At 44.4% G+C, this 18,086-nt stretch carries 6 protein-coding genes; 4 read left to right on the top strand and 2 right to left on the bottom strand.

Annotated elements, in window-relative coordinates; translation table 11 throughout:
• Positions 1-45: 45 nt before the first annotated feature.
• Positions 46-10,047, top strand: a complete 10,002-nt coding sequence (locus tag B5D26_RS09900; RefSeq protein ID WP_234985261.1) for an Ig-like domain-containing protein — start codon at positions 46-48, stop codon at positions 10,045-10,047.
• A gap of 230 nt (positions 10,048-10,277) precedes the next feature.
• Here B5D26_RS09900 and recA read toward each other — a convergent pair whose 3' ends face one another.
• Entirely contained in the window at positions 10,278-11,330 is a 1,053-nt protein-coding gene (gene recA, locus B5D26_RS09895) for a recombinase RecA (protein ID WP_078745576.1), read from the bottom strand.
• Positions 11,331-11,491: 161 nt separating this feature from the next.
• Between recA and B5D26_RS09890 the strand changes: the two genes are divergently transcribed.
• Positions 11,492-13,468, top strand: coding sequence for a DNA topoisomerase III (locus B5D26_RS09890; RefSeq protein ID WP_078745575.1), 1,977 nt, complete (start codon positions 11,492-11,494; stop codon positions 13,466-13,468).
• Here B5D26_RS09890 and B5D26_RS09885 read toward each other — a convergent pair.
• Positions 13,453-13,950: a CinA family protein gene (locus tag B5D26_RS09885; protein WP_268808405.1), complete on the bottom strand. Its 498-nt coding sequence runs from the start codon at positions 13,948-13,950 to the stop codon at positions 13,453-13,455. The two genes, B5D26_RS09890 and B5D26_RS09885, sit on opposite strands and share 16 nt — an antisense overlap.
• 149 nt (positions 13,951-14,099) lie before the next feature.
• Here B5D26_RS09885 and B5D26_RS09880 point away from each other — a divergent pair, with 149 nt between their 5' ends.
• Together B5D26_RS09880 and B5D26_RS09875 are read left to right on the top strand one after the other, a co-directional pair.
• Positions 14,100-14,636, top strand: coding sequence for a hypothetical protein (locus B5D26_RS09880; RefSeq protein ID WP_078745573.1), 537 nt, complete (start codon positions 14,100-14,102; stop codon positions 14,634-14,636).
• Between the two features lie 112 nt (positions 14,637-14,748).
• Complete coding sequence (locus B5D26_RS09875; RefSeq protein WP_078745572.1) at positions 14,749-17,871, top strand: sensor histidine kinase; 3,123 nt, start codon at positions 14,749-14,751, stop codon at positions 17,869-17,871.
• The last annotated feature ends 215 nt before the right edge of the window (positions 17,872-18,086 follow it).

Here is an 18,086-nt window from a genome sequence, read left to right as displayed (position 1 = left end):
GACGTTGTTACACTTACTGTTAACGGTAATGACTACACAGGCGAAGTGTTCAAGAACGATGCGGGCAACTTAGTCTATAAGATTGATGTGCTCACCGATGATCTGGAAACTGATAATAGTATTGATGCAAGTGTCACGACTACAGATGTTGCAGGAAATATTGCGACTGCTGCGGCAGATAGAAATATATCACTCGATGGTGATGGTTTCGGAGACCACTCTGAAGTTTTAGAGGGCAGTGCTTCACTAACAGGCAATCTCTTTGATAATAACAATCACTTTGGTGAAAACCCTCAGATCCAAACATTCGAATATACAGATGAAAATGGCACTCAAACAGCCAGTGCTGGCGAAACAGTCACTACGCTACATGGTGGTGAACTGAAGGTTAATATGGATGGTCAGTGGTCTTATACTCCACCAGAAAGTGCAGACCACTCTGAAAGCGATACATTAGGTGGCGCAGGCTTCAAGTATACAGCCTCTATTGACGGCGGAGGCTCTTATACAGCATATCATGATATTAGCGTATTAGACCAAGAACCAGAGGCCCTTGCTGATCATGATAATGTTACTGCCGATGAGAAAGAGTCAACCTCCGGTAATGTTTTAACTGGTATAGGTGGTAATACAGGGGCTGCATTACAGGGTGATAATGAAGGGCCTGATAACGCCCTAGTCACAGAAGTACGCTTCGGTGACCGTAATGTTAGCTTTAATAATGAGACCGATATTCAAACGGATATTAACGGTAATCAGTATATTGAAATAGAGGGCGATAATGGTCTTCTAAAATTATACCAAGATGGTACTTATAACTATGAAGTGACCTCTCCGACGACAACTCGAACCGTGGGTAATGGTGACTGGAGTGCTGTCGAACTAAAAGCCTTTAATTTTGGAACTGCCTACAAAGATGTTGACGGCAAGCTACAGCTGAGCCAAGCGGATGGTAGTGTATCTGTTAACAGTAATGGTCTTGGGGTTGAAGGTAGTCAGAACGGAATGCCTGTTGGCAACCAGATCAACCACGATGCAGATACTGGTGAGTCAGAGGCTTTAGCTGTTAACTTTACCAATCCGGTAACTCAGGCCACTGTATCGGTGAGCAATCTTTATCGTAATGATAATGGCGGTGAAACAGGAGATATTGAAAGCGGTCGTTGGGAAGCTTTTGATCTAGACGGTAATTTGGTTGGCTTTGGCATATTGGATAGCGAAAATATCGATTACCGTGGCCATGGACATCAGGGCACTGCGGTTATCGAGTTACCTGATGGTGGTGCTTTCTCCACCCTTGTGTTCACATCAACAGCCTATGATGATCCTTTGGTTAATACCGAAGACAGCAGTGATTACTTTATTCGGGGAATCAGTTATCAAGAGATTAACTTAGCCGCTGATGAGTTCACTTATGTCATCACTGATAGTGATGGTGACAACTCTGAGAGTACTCTGACCATCGATATGACTCATCCAGAGTCTAATACCATTACTTTGCCTGATCCGGTAGAGGCTTCCATCACCATTGATGTTATTGCTGGTGATGATGTTCTAAACGTAGATGAAGCCCTTCGAAATAAAACGACTATTACAGGCAGCGTAGGCCATGATGTACAAGCTGGAGATACCGTTACACTAACAGTTAATGGTGAGTATTATAAAGGCGATGTATTTGAAGACAATGGCCAGCTGGTTTATAAAATCGATGTTGATACTAACAACCTAGAAGCTGACAACGAAATTGATGCTAGCGTATCAATAAAAAACTCTGCTGGGGAAACTACAACGGCAACTGCCTCTCGTGAGATCAATACTGAATTCAGCTTTAAGCTATTTGCTGCGGATGCACAGGGTGAGATTTTGCTGGATGGCGATGGTAATCCAGTTGATGCTACCGAAATTGCAGAACCAGGTACCAATGGCAGCGAATCAACAGGTTACTACATTGTAAAAGCTGTTGACAGTGATGGCAAACCGCTCTCAGAACAGCCACAGGGCACTGTTGATGTCACTTTTATTAATGGCAATAATATCTCTAATGCTGATTACTCTGTGCCTGGTGAGCAAACGGTAAATGTTAATACAATATTTACCGCAACAGCCAACGATGATGCACTATCAGATAGTGGAGAACAATTCATAGTAGCGCTGAATAATGATAGTTTTACCAATGCAGACGACTATGACAGCATTGACTATGACAGCGGAAGAGTCACCACTACCATTCTGGATGAAACAGATACCAGTGCAACGAGCGATAACGACACGGCCTTTACTCTAAAGCTATTTGCTACAGATGATCAGGGTGAAATTCTTCGAGACAGTAATGGCACTCCGCTTCATGCAACAAAGATAGCAGAGCCAGGTACTCAAAACGGAGACTCAACAGCTTACTACACCGTTAAAGCGGTTGACTCAGATGGTAATTTACTTGCGAATCAGCCGGAAGGAGAAGTGGATGTTTCCTTCCATAATGGGCACAACATCTCGAACACTGATTACTCAGGCCCAGGCACACAAACAGTTACCATTGGTGAAACCTTTACTGCTACAGCCAATGATGATGCACTTTCAGATAATGGCGAAAACTTCACAGTTTCATTGAATAGTGGCAGCTTCAATAATGCCGATGCTTACGAAGCTGTTGGCTATGATAATGACAGGATCACCACTACGATTCTAGATGAAACATCTAATGATCCAGTAACGCCCGACGATAATGACTCTGCATTTACCCTCAAGCTTTTTGCAGCGGATGATCAAGGTGAAATTCTGCGAGATAGTAATGGCTCCCCGCTTGAGGCAACAGAAATAGCAGAACCGGGGACTCAAGGTAGTGAGTCAACAGGTTACTATGTTGTGAAAGCGGTGGATGCAGATGGTAATCCGCTAACTGAACAGCCACAGGGTACAGTTGATATTACTTTTGCCAATGGCAATAACATCTCAAATGATGATTATTCAGGCCCTGGTGTACAGACCGTGAATGTCGGAGAGACATTCAAAGCTACAGCCAATGATGATGCGTTTTCGGATAGCAATGAAAGCTTCACAGTTTCATTGAATAATAACAGCTTCAGTAATGCCGATGCTTACGAGTCTGTTGACTATGATAATGGCAGAATCACCACTACGATTCTAGATGAAACATCTAATGATCCTGCAACACTAGAAGATAATGACAACGCATTTACCTTGAAGCTTTTTGCTGTTGATGACCAAGGTGTAATCCTACGAGACAGTAATGGCCAGCCACTTTCTGTAACCGAAATCGCAGAGCCGGGTACACAAGGGATTGAATCTACTGGTTATTATGCTGTGAAAGCAGTAGGTAAAGATGGTAATCCATTAGCTGATCAGCCTCAGGGCACTGTTGTTATCAACTTTGCCAATGGTGATAACATCTCAAATGATGATTATTCAGGGCCTAGTGTACAAACCGTTAATGTTGGCGAGATATTTACTGCCACAGCCAACGATGACGTAATGTCAGACAGTGGTGAAAAATTTACTGTTTCTCTGAATGAAAATAGCTTCAGCAATGCAAATAATTATGAGTCAGTCAATTATGACGACGGTCGGGTTACGACTACTATTCTGGATGAAGTTGATACTCATACGCCCAATGACAATGATAGCGCATTTACCCTGAGGTTGTTTGCATCGGATGATCAGGGCGAAATTTTATTAGATGATAATAATAACCCTGTTGAGGCTACTCAGATTCATGAAGATGGCGCCACTAGTGCTTACTACGTGGTAAAAGCATTAGATGAGAATGGTAATTTTGTTGATTTATCAGGTACTGTGAGTGTCCGCTTTAACAATAATAGTGCGGAGCATAATGACTATACAACACAAGGTACACAAGTCACATTAGGACAACCCTTCAGTGCTACTGCTACCAATGATTCTTGGTCAGATAATGGTGAGACCTTCACTGTAGAGCTGGTTGAGAACACTTATAGTGAAGACGCTGCTTACCAAGTAGGTGGCAAGTACGAAACCGTTGACTATGATGGCGCTAGAGTAACCACGACGATCCGTGATATTGATATTGCAGGGGTAGAGGATAACCGAAATACTCAGGAGGGTATCGGTGAAGGTGGCGATTGGAATATTGCTATCCTAGAGAACTTAGAGCAGATTCATAGTGAAGATGATTTTTCCTCGATCACTATCTCAGGTATTCCTTCTGATGCAACTCTTAAAGATGGCGATGGTAACACACTGCTTGTTGATGCTGGTGAATATACTGCTACAAATTGGCAAGATGCACTGAATCTAACCATTACTCCTGCTGAAGACAGCAGTAAAGATATCCGACTAGATTATAACTTGACTCTACAAGATGGCTCTATTGCTACATTTACTCAGTCTATAGTTATTACGCCTGAAGCAGATCAGCCTTGGACTCTGGGGGATTTAGCATCAGAGTCGGTAACCTACCAAGAAACGTTATTAGAAGATACTGGTTGGGTGTCTTTAGATGCAGGTTGGAGTAATGGTAGTTCAATATTTGATGAGTTAACTGCATCGACAGGGGATGCCGATGGTAGTGAAAGCAACACTGTAGTTCGCTTTTTCTCTGATGGCGATACTCATTTACCAAATGGTACACAAATTCGCTTTGAAAATAGTGCAGGCAATATACAAACCTATACTTTTAGAAATTCAAATAGCGCGGTTGATATCCCTGCAGATAAATTAGACAGCTTACAGATTAAAACCCCTTCTAATTTTAATGGTGAACTTAGCCTAAAAATTAAGACAGGGGTGATTGATAGAGACGAAGACAGCTCTAGCACTGACACTCGCTGGAGTGATAGTGGAAAATTTAATCAAGCTTGGGGTGAGCCAGATATACTCAAAATTAATGTATCTGGTGATGCAGATCTTGATGCTAACTTAATCTCTGTTACCAGTATTATTGCGCCGGAGGATAGTGGTCGGGATCAGAATAGCGGAGATCTAATTCAAAAAGCAGATGGCACTTATGATGTCTCCGGTGCAATTGATCTTGAAATTAATTACCGTACAGGAATGTACACCAATACAGAAATTATTGAAGTTAAGATTGAGGATATTCCAGCGGATACTTTTATCTTCGCTAAAGATGGTACGTTACTCAACGGCGATGGAACTGGAGGAAGTCTTTCTACAGTAAAAATTGTTTTGGATCCTACAAATGGTGAGCATTATACCCCTCAACCTGGAGAGATTGTTCTAACATCTAACGGGGAGTTCAATACTTATATTGAAAACCTTAAGCTAATACCTGCTCATGACAGCAATGAAGATTTCACGCTTACCCTTAATCAAAAATCCACCGAGCCAAATTGGGATGGCGTGAGAGGAGAGCAAACAAAAGAGGTCACAGATACCTTTGAAGTACAGCTCACCAGTGTGGCAGATAACCCTATTGTGAGTGGTACAGATACACCTATCGCGCTGACGGAAAGTGGAGCATGGCAGAACCTATCCGGGTTCCAAATTGCATCTGGAGAAGAGCAACACTTTTCAGAGGAGGTCTACGCGCTAATCCGCAATGTTCCGAATGATGTCGGTTTACGCATTGTCGATGAAGATGGCAACGAACTGCTTGATCAGCTGGTATTGGCTAATGCTGATGCGAACTCTACAGACTGGCGGATTGATAACGAAACGCTGCAAAAAATTGACAGTGGTGAATATCAAATTCAGCTGAAAACACCTGATGTCAATATGAGTGGCTCTCTTGAGTTTGGCATTCGTGTCACTGTTTTAGATATAGACCCCGATTCAGGACAACAAACGAATACTCTAGTTTCAGACCACACGATGAATATTGTGGTTAAGCCTGATGTAGAGGCTTACAGTAATAGTCACTCATATGGTAACGAAGATGAATGGATTAAGCTTGATTTAAGCGTTGGTGCAAACGACGGAGATGTTCTTGTTAAAGATCAGTACGACTACAACGGTAATACTTATGATCTGAAAATAAAAATCCCTGACCTAGGTCAGACTGGTGAAGATATTCAGGTTAATGGGAACCACTTAGTTATTGATTACAACAATAATATAGTCTACTTGAATCAAGAAGATTTAGACTCTGTTGAAGTGCTCCCCCCCCTACATTCTGATGCTGACTTGTCTGGCATTCAGCTTCACCGTTACTTAAAAGATGATATGGATGATGGCTCCACTTCTGACAAAGATATCCAAGAAGTCATCACAGACCATACCGTTATTGTAACGGGTATTGCGGATGGCTGGGAGGATGTGGACAACACTGCCAACAGCACGACAGATGATACCACCGAATCAAATGAAGATGGCTTTGTCGTTGAAGATATTGATGGTGTTGATAATATCAATACAGCACTAACAGATATTGTGAGCCACAATAATAATATTGAAGACAGTTACCATGACACGGTCTCAGATACCGATACTTCTGAGTCTGAATACTACATTATTCGAGACCAGTCAGGTGCAATCAATACAACTTGGATGGTAGAAAGTGGTATTAATGCGGGTAATGGAGTATGGATTGTACCTGCTGATTCATTTTCAACCGCTAGTATAAAGATTCTGCAATCTAATGCAGGTGATGGTTCTTTAGACCTAGAAATAGTTCCTGTCAGTAAAGAAAACGATGGCGATATCCTATTTGACCAAGCGCATACTTTTACTATTCAATATGCAGGAGGCAGTGATACGATTGCCACTGAAGTAGATGGATCTTTAACGATTGATGGCTCAGCTCCCACCATTGTGGTATCTGGGAAAAATGGTGGTCAGGAAGATACACAGGTTAATAATGTATTAAGCGGAACTGCTGCGTCAGGTGCTGCACAGCTGTCTTATGTGATAAAGCATGCTGACAATGGTTCTGTTGATACCAGTGGGATGTATAAACTTCCAAATGGTCATTATGTTGGCACTGGTGAAATTGACTTTAACCCTAATGCCAACTTCAACGGAGACGCGGGGTTTGATGTAGATATTATTGCTACTGATAGTAGCGGTAACCAGTCTGTTGTGTCAGAAACTATCATCTTGGACATTGATCCTGTATTGGATATTGAGCAGGTGAGTGCTCAAGGTGGTACTGAAATTGATAATACAAATACAGACAGTATTGATCTGAATATCCAGATTTCATCATCCGATATTGATGGTTCTGAGTCACTACAAGGTGATGTCAGAATTACACCTCAAAATGGTGGGCAATTAACAGGCACAGATATTACCGATAATGGAGACGGCTCTTATACCATAGCCTCTGAAAATCTTAGTTCAGTAGCCTTTGTTCCAGATGCATATAGTCACGGTACTTATAGTTTTGAAATCAGCTACACGTGGACAGATACTGACGCTAATGGTAGTGCAGATGTTACTAAAACGATCACTGACACCTTTAGTATCAACATCGCATCGGAAGTTGATCAAATCGAGGTCAGTCTAACTCCTGTAGCAGATATTGACGAAGCCGAAGACTATCCTCTGGATCTTGCAGTACTTCAACACGACAGTGACGGCAGTGAAATAGCGTCTATCAAGATCAGCGGTATTCCCGACGCACTGATTATTCAAGATGCTAATGGTAATAGAATTGGTAACTACAGTGATAATGGTGATGGTACTGTCAATGTCGTCCTGAGAGGCTCTGAGATCCCTAATAATGGGCTAAGCCTTCATGATACAACTAATACTTATGGTGGAACATTCACCGCTGGAATAACAGCATTCAGTCTGGATAAAGTCACTAAAGAAATTGCGCAAAGCTCAGAAAATGTCACTCTAACCATTAATCCTGTTGCCAGCGCTATCACAGAGGTTGATGTCGGTAGTGCTCAGACTAATCAGGTTATAGGTACTGAAGATACTGTCGGAATGCCGTTAGACCTAGATGTGATCATGACGGATCTAGATGGCAGTGAAAAACTACAGATTACCTTTGGCGATGAGTTTGCGGATAATGGTTTCAGCGCTTTTTATGCTGACACTAATGGTGATTTGCAAGTATTAACAGATAGTAGCTTTTTAACTCCAGGTGAAGCTCAAAGTATTCAACTCGTGCCACCTGCTAACTACAGTGGTGATTTTAATTTAACCGTTAATGTGCGATCAGTTGAAGTTGATTCAGATGGTAATGCACTTGATATATTGGCCGACGCAGTATCACAATCAGTGCAAGTAAGTGTAGCTCCAGAAGCTGATAGTTTACTCATTGGTAATATTTCTGATCAAACTGTTTCAGAGGATGCTTCAGCAGTTAATCTAGGGCTTGATTTAACCTTGAATGATGCTGATGAGTTACTGAATATTACTCTAAACGGATTAGAACCAGGCTCTACAATATCTGTTGTGGGTCAAAGTGTTATGGTGGGTAATACAGGTACAGCCAGCATCTCAAATCTGACTGAAGCCGATGCAGAAACACTTAGCGTAACACCGCCAGAAAATTACAGCGGTACGATGAATATTGGCATAAGCATTAAGACAATAGACGGTGGAGATATTCTAGATACAGCCGTAACTCAATCATTTAGCTTTACTGTGACGCCTGAGGCTGATCAGCCTGTTTTAGATCATCCATTTTTGTCAAATGAGTTTGATAATGGCGATGGTACCTTTAGTTATGATCTAGAGCTAAATGCTTCATTAACCGATGGTAGTGAAGAGTTATCACTCAGAGTTGATGGACTACCTGCAGGCTCTACTTTAACTAATAGCCATGGCGATAACCTGACAATTACCGACGGCTCTATCACTCTCACACTAGACCAGCTAAGTGGATTGAAATTGATTACCCCTGATCAGTTGATTAGTGATGGCGTTGGTGGACTTCATATTGAAGCAACTGCTATATCAACAGAAACTATGGGGACTCCTGATATCAGTGATGACTCTAGTGCAATACAAACAAGAACTATAGTCGATGGTGTGATGGATGGTCTTGCCTATACAAGTAGTTCAGGTATTGCTGGTTTTACTGATGAACTAGGTACTTTCAGCTATGTTGAAGGAGATAGCGTCACCTTCAAGATTGGTGATGTTGTTATAGGAGAGGTTACACCTGAAGACTTAAGTAATGGCACAATTTTTCTACAGGATATGGCCGACGTTGATCGCTCAGACTTAAATGATGAATATGTAGAAAACATGGGGGTCTTCTTACAGTCTCTTGATGAAGATGAAAACCCTGATAATGGCATTACTATTACGCCAAAAGTACATGCTGCATTTGAAGGGGTTGACTTAGATTTAAGAACTGCTTCAGAGGCTGATGTTAAGGCAGCTATAGAGCTTGCAGGCAAAACTGCTATTAGCGAAGAGCAAGCCATGGCTCATGTACAGCGCATGCTAGAGCAGTATGCAGGTTTAACCTCATTTGAAGCACATACTGATGATTCTATTGTAACCGCTAATCTGGCAAATGAGCCAATTGAAGGCCTCCGTTATGAAACAAGTTCCGGACTAAGTGGAGACCTGTCAGCAGGCTCTTTCCAGTATGACGAAGGGGATACGGTTAATCTTTATGTTGGCAATCAACTAGTGGCTAATTTTACTGCAGCAGATGTTGGTGATGATAACCTCATTACTTTCGATGAGGCAGGGTTTCAGTTTAGCCAAGATGAACTAGAGCGGTTGATATCTGATTTACATACAGATGAAAGTGCTGCTGTTTCAAATCAGATTCCGGCGACAGATGCGCAAGACTCAATCCAGAGTTCTTCAGATACACTCTCAGCACCTCATACAGAGCAGGCTATTGCTGAGCCTACAGGCTTTGATGTTGATGACTCAGTGTTTGACAGTTTGGACGAGGATCTGTTCACGTTTAACTCGCATACGGGCTCTGGGGACTGGACTCGTGATATTGAAGCTTCAGATGGCGGTACAGTAGCTAACCAAAGCTCAGGTGATAATTGGTTAGATTCTATCGAACAGCCTGTTGAGGCCGATATTGACATCTTCAATGATTACGAAAATAACTTTAATGAGGATGACAGTCTTTCGGAAGTGCTTAATGACTCGGTATTAGATTGGTAGATTAAAAACTCACGCGCAATTAACTCAATACATCTACCCGCAGCCAGTCAGAATATCGCTGACTGGCTGAAGAGGCCTTTGAAACTCAGGACAGGGTTATCTAGCCTATTTGCGCCCTTATCAAAATAATCACGAACAAAAGCCCCCTCACCCATTAGGTGAGGGGGCTTGCTCTGTGCGATTGTCTTTGATTGGGTAGCAAAATAGCTGAATGGCGTTCAAACAAGCAGTTATTCGTCGCTTTCAATCTCTATGTCAGCTTGTTCTGCTTTCAAAGGTTTTTCATTGGCTTTGGCCAGTAGCAGCTCACGTAGTTTGCCTTCAATCTCTTGCATCAGTTCTGGGTGATCTTCCAAGTACTGTGCCGCGTTGGCTTTACCTTGGCCAATTTTGTTGCCTTGGCAGCTGTACCATGCACCTGCTTTATCCACCAAGCCATGTTGTACACCTAGGTCGATAATCTCGCCTGCACGGTAGATACCTTTGCCGTACATGATCTGGAATTCAGCTTGTTTGAACGGTGGCGATACTTTGTTTTTCACCACTTTTACGCGGGTTTCGTTACCCACAACTTCATCGCCCTGTTTTACAGAACCCGTTCGGCGAATGTCTAAACGCACAGAGGCGTAGAACTTCAGCGCGTTACCACCAGTTGTGGTTTCTGGGTTGCCGAACATCACACCAATTTTCATACGGATCTGGTTGATGAAGATCACCAAGCAGTTGGCGTTTTTGATGTTACCGGTGATTTTACGCAGCGCTTGTGACATCAAACGCGCTTGCAGACCCATGTGAGAATCACCCATTTCGCCTTCAATTTCAGCCTTTGGGGTTAGGGCTGCAACAGAGTCAACGATGACCACGTCAACCGCATTAGAACGCACCAACATATCGGTAATTTCTAGGGCTTGCTCACCTGTATCTGGTTGAGAAACCAGCATGTCGTCTAGGTTGACGCCCAGTTTTTCAGCATAAACAGGATCAAGCGCGTGTTCAGCATCCACGAACGCACAGGTTTTGCCTTGCTTTTGTGCTTCGGCAATCACTTGTAACGTCAGTGTGGTTTTACCCGATGATTCAGGGCCGTAAATCTCAACAATACGGCCATAAGGCAGGCCGCCAATGCCAAGCGCGATGTCTAATCCTAAAGAACCCGTAGAGACAGAAGGCATCACTTCGCGTGGGTGTTCGCCCATACGCATCACCGCGCCTTTACCGAATTGGCGCTCAATTTGTGATAGTGCAGCGTTTAAAGCCTTCTGGCGATTTTCTTGATCAGACATGACACAGCCTCTTGTTGAATCGGTAATGGCACAATCAGTAAAGGTGATCTAGGCCACTGGGCACCCGCGCCCTCAAATTTATGCTAAATACTGTATATGAAAACAGTATCGGTGTACAGTAGGAATCCTTATCTCTCACCGACTAATTTTGTGTATGGATCATGAAGCTTTATATCGCTGAAAAACCCAGTTTAGGACGAGCCATTGCTGCGGTTCTGCCCAAGCCTCATAAAAAACAAGAGGGCTATATTGAATTAGGCAACGGTGATTGTGTGAGTTGGTGTATTGGTCATCTTTTAGAGCTGGCTGATCCTGAGGCGTATGACCCTGAACTGAAAAAATGGCGTTTTGATAAGCTGCCGATTATACCAGAGTCTTGGCAGCTACAAGCCAAAAGCCAGACCCGCAAGCAACTTACCGTCTTGAAGGGCTTGATCAAGCAGGCCGATCAGTTGGTACATGCGGGCGACCCTGACCGCGAGGGACAATTACTGGTGGATGAGGTGATTGATTATCTAAAAGTACCCGCCAGTAAGAAACAGCAGATGCAGCGTGTTTTAATCAATGACCTGAACCCTGAGGCGGTCAGAAAAGCCTTGGCAAAAAGCCGCAGCAATCGAGACTTTATCCCGCTGGCCACCTCGGCGTTGGCCCGTAGCCGTGCCGATTGGCTTTATGGTATCAACCTCACTCGCGCCTTTACCTTAAAAGGCCAGCAAGCAGGTTATCAAGGCGTGTTATCGGTGGGGCGAGTACAAACTCCTGTGTTGGGTTTGGTGGTGCGTCGAGACCAACAAATTGCCGCCTTTCAGCCCAAGCCGTTTTATGAAGTACAGGCCCATATCAGTCTCACCGCAGATCAACCTCAAATTGTGTTCCAAGCCCAGTGGCAACCCAGTGAAGCTTGCCAACCCTATATGGATGAAGAGGGGCGGGTACTGAATTTAAAGCTGGCGCAGCATGTGGCACAGCGGATCAGCCAAAAGCCTGCGGTTGTAAAAAATACCGAGCAGCAAACCAAACAAGAGGCACCGCCGTTGCCCTTTAACTTGTCGCAGCTACAGATTGCCGCCAACAATCGTTTTGGCTTTTCAGCACAGCAGGTGTTGGATCTGTGTCAGGCACTGTATGAGCAACATCATTTGATCACCTATCCCCGCTCAGACAGTCGTCATCTACCTAAGGCACAACTGGCCGATGCGGGAGCGGTATTGGAGGCGATTCGTCAGAACCTAACGGATTTGGCGGCAGGGGTTGCACAGGCGGATCAGCGTTTGGTGAGCAAAGCGTGGGATGACAGCAAGGTCGATGCCCACCATGCGATTATCCCCACCGCCAAAAGCGCTAACATCGGTCGATTAAGCGATCCAGAAGCCAAGCTCTATCAGTTGATCGCCCGTCAGTATGTGGCGCAGTTTTATCCCGCGTACCGCTATCAAAGCCAACAGGTGTTGTTTGAAATTGATGGTGGTAGTTTTATCAGCAAAGCCCGACAGAACCTACAGTTGGGTTGGAAAACCTTATTTGAGCAAAACCCTGAAGAGCAACATCACCCTGCGGTTAAAGAGGGCGAGCAACTGTTCTGCCAACGGGGGGTTTTAATCGACAAGCTGACGCAGCCCCCCAAGCCCTTTACCGATGCCACCCTGTTAGCCGCAATGACGGGTATCGCCCGCTATGTGCAAGACAAAGCGATTAAAAAGGTGCTGAAAGAAACCGATGGTTTAGGCACAGAAGCCACTCGTGCCAGCATTATTGAACTGTTGTGCAAACGGAATTTTTTACAGCGCCAAGGCAAACAGATTTTATCCACAGCCGCAGGCCAAGCCTTAATACAAAATTTGCCTGAAAGCACCACTCTGCCCGATATGACCGCACACTGGGAGTCTCAACTCGAACAGATCTGCGATAAAAAGCTGAAATACCAAGACTTTATGCAGCCGCTACAGCAGTTGTTAGGGCAACTGATTCAACAGGCACAGCACAGTGAGATGCAAGGGTTGCAGGGTTTGGGCAGCAAAAAAACCTTCAAAAAGCGTAAAAGCAGCACCCGCTCACACAGCACAGCGCCACGCCGTGTGAAACGCGCAAGCCCTGCTCAGTCATCGCGCAACAAGTCATCTCACTCTGCAAATTGAATAAACTCAATCAGTGCTAATAAAGCGGCCAAAATGGTTTGTGCGCGTACCTGTTGTCGATCCCCTGAGAATTGAAAGCGCTGGCTTTGTTGAGTGTTCGCATCGCCCCACGCAATCCAAACAGTACCAACAGGTTTATCCGCACTGCCACCGCTCGGCCCCGCAACCCCACTGACCGCCACTGCAAACTGGGCTTGGCTGTGGGCAATTGCGCCGCGCACCATCGCCTCAACCACAGGCTGACTCACGGCGCCATGTTCAATTAAAACCGACTCAGGCACCGCCAACATACGCTGTTTAGCCTGATTGGAGTAAGTGACGAAACCCGCATCAAACCACGTCGAGCTTCCCGCCAGATCGGTGAGCGCGGTTGCAATACCACCGCCCGTACAAGATTCTGCTGTTGCCACCATCTGTTGACGAGAGATCAACAGTGTTGCCAAGCGTTGACAGGTTGAAAAAATCGTCTCTGTTGTACTCAAACGATAGCTCCCAATCGTAGTTAAGGGGCGACACACAGGCCATAGCCGTAGATATCGAACGGATCATTGGTTGCGAGTCTTTTCTACCAGAGGCCAAGATGTATTAAACTCAAACATAACAGCAACACCCTAAATGGATCGGCCCTGCCATGACCTCTGACCCGAAGCACACTAGCACAGGTGATCTTCTGAATCACTCCGAACAGGAAAAGCGCCTTTTAGAACGTGATGCCGCACGGTTATTTATGCGTCGTTATGAACAACAGTTTGGCGAGCCGATGCGGCACATTTGGCACAATGACCCTGCAAAACCTGATATCTCTTGTTATTTCCAAGGGCATCAACTGGATTTAGAAATTGCTCATCTGTACGCCACAGCAGAAGAAGCTCGACACCTACGCAACCCAGACCACAGCGACCATATCTGGCGCTATCTGGCCGAGCTGGCAGCGATTGACCCCTGCGCGCAATTACAAACCGCACTGTTCGAGCTGTTGAACAACAAGGCACATAAACATTATGACTCTGAACGGGTGTGGTTGGTGATTCGCAATGTCAGCCCAGTCTGGAGTAGTGCTCAGATCAGAGCCACGCTGAAGCAGTTTCACTGCCAAGAGCACCCTTTTGAACAGATCTGGATATTGCCTGACTTTGCAGGAGAGGAAGATTTAATTCGGGTAACATAATACACATTGGGTATGACATAATTCTAAAACACGCTCACCACCGTCCAACCAAGCGTGAAAAATTTGAGTCAAATCTAACCGTTAATCGAATGCTCATAGGACAGTTTTAAAGATGCGATCTGTTAATCGACTATCCTCTTGGCTAAGTCACTTTCAAGTTGAATACTTTGTACTGCCAATATGGTTAGCCGCGACGTTAACCTACTTTCTGTCTGAAGATTTGCGTAAAGATGCCTTAACTCAACGTGTATTACATGAAGAGCAAGTCATATTAGAGCAATACGCCCACCACTTTAACCAACAATTGATCGACGCCTTATTCGATATGAAGGCTCTTGCAACTCAAATCGAAAATACATCTACGCCCGCTTCAACCCTGCAACATACGCTTCCCGTGACACTCTTGGCAAACCAGCATTATTTTCAAGCACGATGGATTAACGAGCGGGGGCAAGAGACCCTTCGTTTTGATCGTATCAACAACAGTGTCAATGCGGTTGACAGCCTTCGGTTGCAAGACAAGTCAGACCGAGATTACGTCCAAGCGATCTTACGCTTAACACCTTACCAGTTTTACATTTCTCGAATTGATCTCAATATTGAAAACAATCAGATTGAGCAGCCGTTGAAACCAACCTTACGTATTGGCGTTCGCCTGCCTGAGGCGCAAGGCATGTTAGTACTCAATCTTGACGTAACCGAACTGCTTGCACAGTTGAATAAGCCCTACAACAAACAGATCCAAACTTGGTTGGTGAATGAGGCAGGCGACTGGTTACAAGGCCCTAAAGCAGAGTTGAACTGGGGATTTATTCTGGGTCAACAGCACCGTATTCAAGATTATCTATCGAATGGTATTGGCCAGCATTTATTAAGCCAACCAAGCACGTCCTACCTTGAAGACGATGGTCATATATACCTCTCTCAGCATTTGAACTACGCCAATTTATTACCTGACCATAAAGTTGACTTTCAAGACCAACCCACCCTCGTTCGTTATTATCCCAGCAGCTACATTCAAGAGATCACTCAACAAGCAAGAATTTTTCCGCTTGTTTTGGTTATAGTGCTATCCGGTTCACTGATATTATTTTTGATCCTACGCAGCTGGCGCAATAGTCTTAATGCGGCGACGGAGCAACGTGCCCGCCTGCATGAAATTGAACGACTACAAGCGATTGAAAACTTCCAACACCAACTGGAACAAGAGAAAGAGCAGCTTAAACAAGACCTTGAGCAAAGCTACCAAGCCAATAAAAAAGTGCTTCAGCGTTTACAGCAGGCCACACAATCAAGCGAAATGGGTATCTGGGAGTACGATATCAAGTCACAGACACTGTACTGGGACGAGCAAATGTACGCACTTTACGGCTATTCAGGCCCGCAAGAAAACACCGCCTATGAGCTGTGGAGCAGCCGACTCCATCCTGAAGACAAAGTCCTTGCCGAAACCGCTGTAGATCAAGCCATACATCAGCGAGTGCCTTTTGACTGTGAGTTTCGCATCATCAGACCAGATGGCCAAGAAAGGTGGATTAAAGCCGATGCGATGTTAATCACAGCAGACAATGGTGATGTAGAACGTATGGTGGGCAGTAATCAAGATATTACCCCAACCAAACTGCTAACTGAGCGACTGGAATTTGCCAATACAGAACTTCAATCCGCGCTGGTTAAAGCGGAAGAAGCCAACAAAGCAAAATCAAACTTTTTAGCCAACATGAGCCATGAGATTCGCACCCCCATGAACGGCGTTCTGGGAATGCTCTCGCTGTTATATGACGCCAATATGCCCACTGAGCAACATGAGTATGTCAAAAAAGCGTATGAGTCGTCTGAGCGGTTATTGGGCATATTAAACGATATTCTTGATTTTTCTCGAATTGAATCCGGCCTTTTCTCGCTCTCATTTGCACCCTTTGCTATCGACAAATTGGTTCAGGACGCTGTTGAAGTCTTCCGTGTGAATGTTCAACAAAAACACATTGAGATGCAGGTACAGATTGACGACCAGACCCCACCTTATTTAATCAGCGATGTTCTACGTTTAGGGCAAGTGGTGTCGAATATGGTCGGCAATGCAATTAAGTTCACCCCAGAGCATGGTCGTATTCTGATTCAATTCCGCTACGTTGAAAAAGAAGACGGTGGCGTACTCATCATCTCGATACAAGATAACGGTATTGGCATAACCCCAGAACAACAGCACTATATTTTTGAGGTGTTCTCTCAAGCCGATGAAAGTACCACCCGAAAATTTGGAGGCACAGGTTTAGGGCTATCCATTTGTCAGCGCCTAGTGACCTTGTTAAACGGCAGAATTGAACTAAAAAGCGTTATAAATAAAGGCTCGACCTTCACCCTTCATATTCCGATGCAAAGGGTCAGTGAAGCAGAACACAGCAAAACAAATGACACGCCTCTTCTGGGCGGCAAGTGCATCCCAGACGCTCAAACACCGTCTCAAGATAATCTTGATTATAGCGGCCTTAAAGTCTTGTCGGTTGATGACGTCGCCTTAAATAACCTTGTCGTCGAAGGGTTACTCAAGCGATTAGGCATACAGACCCGCTTAGTCAGTTGCGCTATAAGCGCAATTGAGTCCCTTAAAGCCGAACATTTTGATCTGGTGTTAATGGATGTACAGATGGACGACATGAATGGACTAGAAGCCACAGCAGCCATTCGGCAACTGCCCAACATCAAACAGCCCATTATTTTTGGCTTATCCGCATCCGTTTTGGAAGCTGACCGCCAAGCCGGACTGGCATCTGGAATGAATGACTATTTGATGAAACCCTTCCGGATTGAGGCATTTATAAAAGCCCTGATCAATCAGAATATCGTTCCGCATTCAACTGCCAAGAATGCATGGCAAACACTGGATATCACTCTACCTTGCTTTATTAATTTAGCCGATGCCAAACAACGCTTTGATAGCGACTTTGAGCTGCTCATTTTATGCATCGAAAGCTTCATAGAAGAGTTCTCAGGCTTACACACTGAATACCAAGCGATATTTGAAAGCCAAAACCTAGAGCAAATGTATGCCATTACACACAAGCTAAGAGGCGTCGCTATCACCATTTCTGACTTAGAACTGGCCAACGCGGCTGAATCACTAGAAAGCCAATTACAAGATGATATTCAAGCAGACTACCAGCCACTACTCACACTGATGGTCGAGCATTTAGCACAACTCAAAGAGGCGCTTCTTGAACGTATGATAAGCTGACGCCCTCAATTTTTAGTTATGTGCTCGATGAAGCACCTTTAACAGCGAGTGGGCGATTTGAAGGATAGTGAAAAATCTCCTGGTTAGGTACTTAACTTGTCTGCTATTCATGGTAAATTCATTTGGAATCTGACCTTACTTTGATTTCATCCCTATTTTAGAAGACACAAACTTGATATTGTCAGCCGACTCAAACCCTTAGCCTTATTCAGGTT

The organism is Oceanospirillum multiglobuliferum (genome assembly GCF_900167095.1).
Lineage (GTDB): Bacteria > Pseudomonadota > Gammaproteobacteria > Pseudomonadales > Halomonadaceae > Oceanospirillum > Oceanospirillum multiglobuliferum.
Note: the sequence above shows the minus strand (reverse complement) of the source record. Positions and strands in the feature narration are given on the sequence as shown.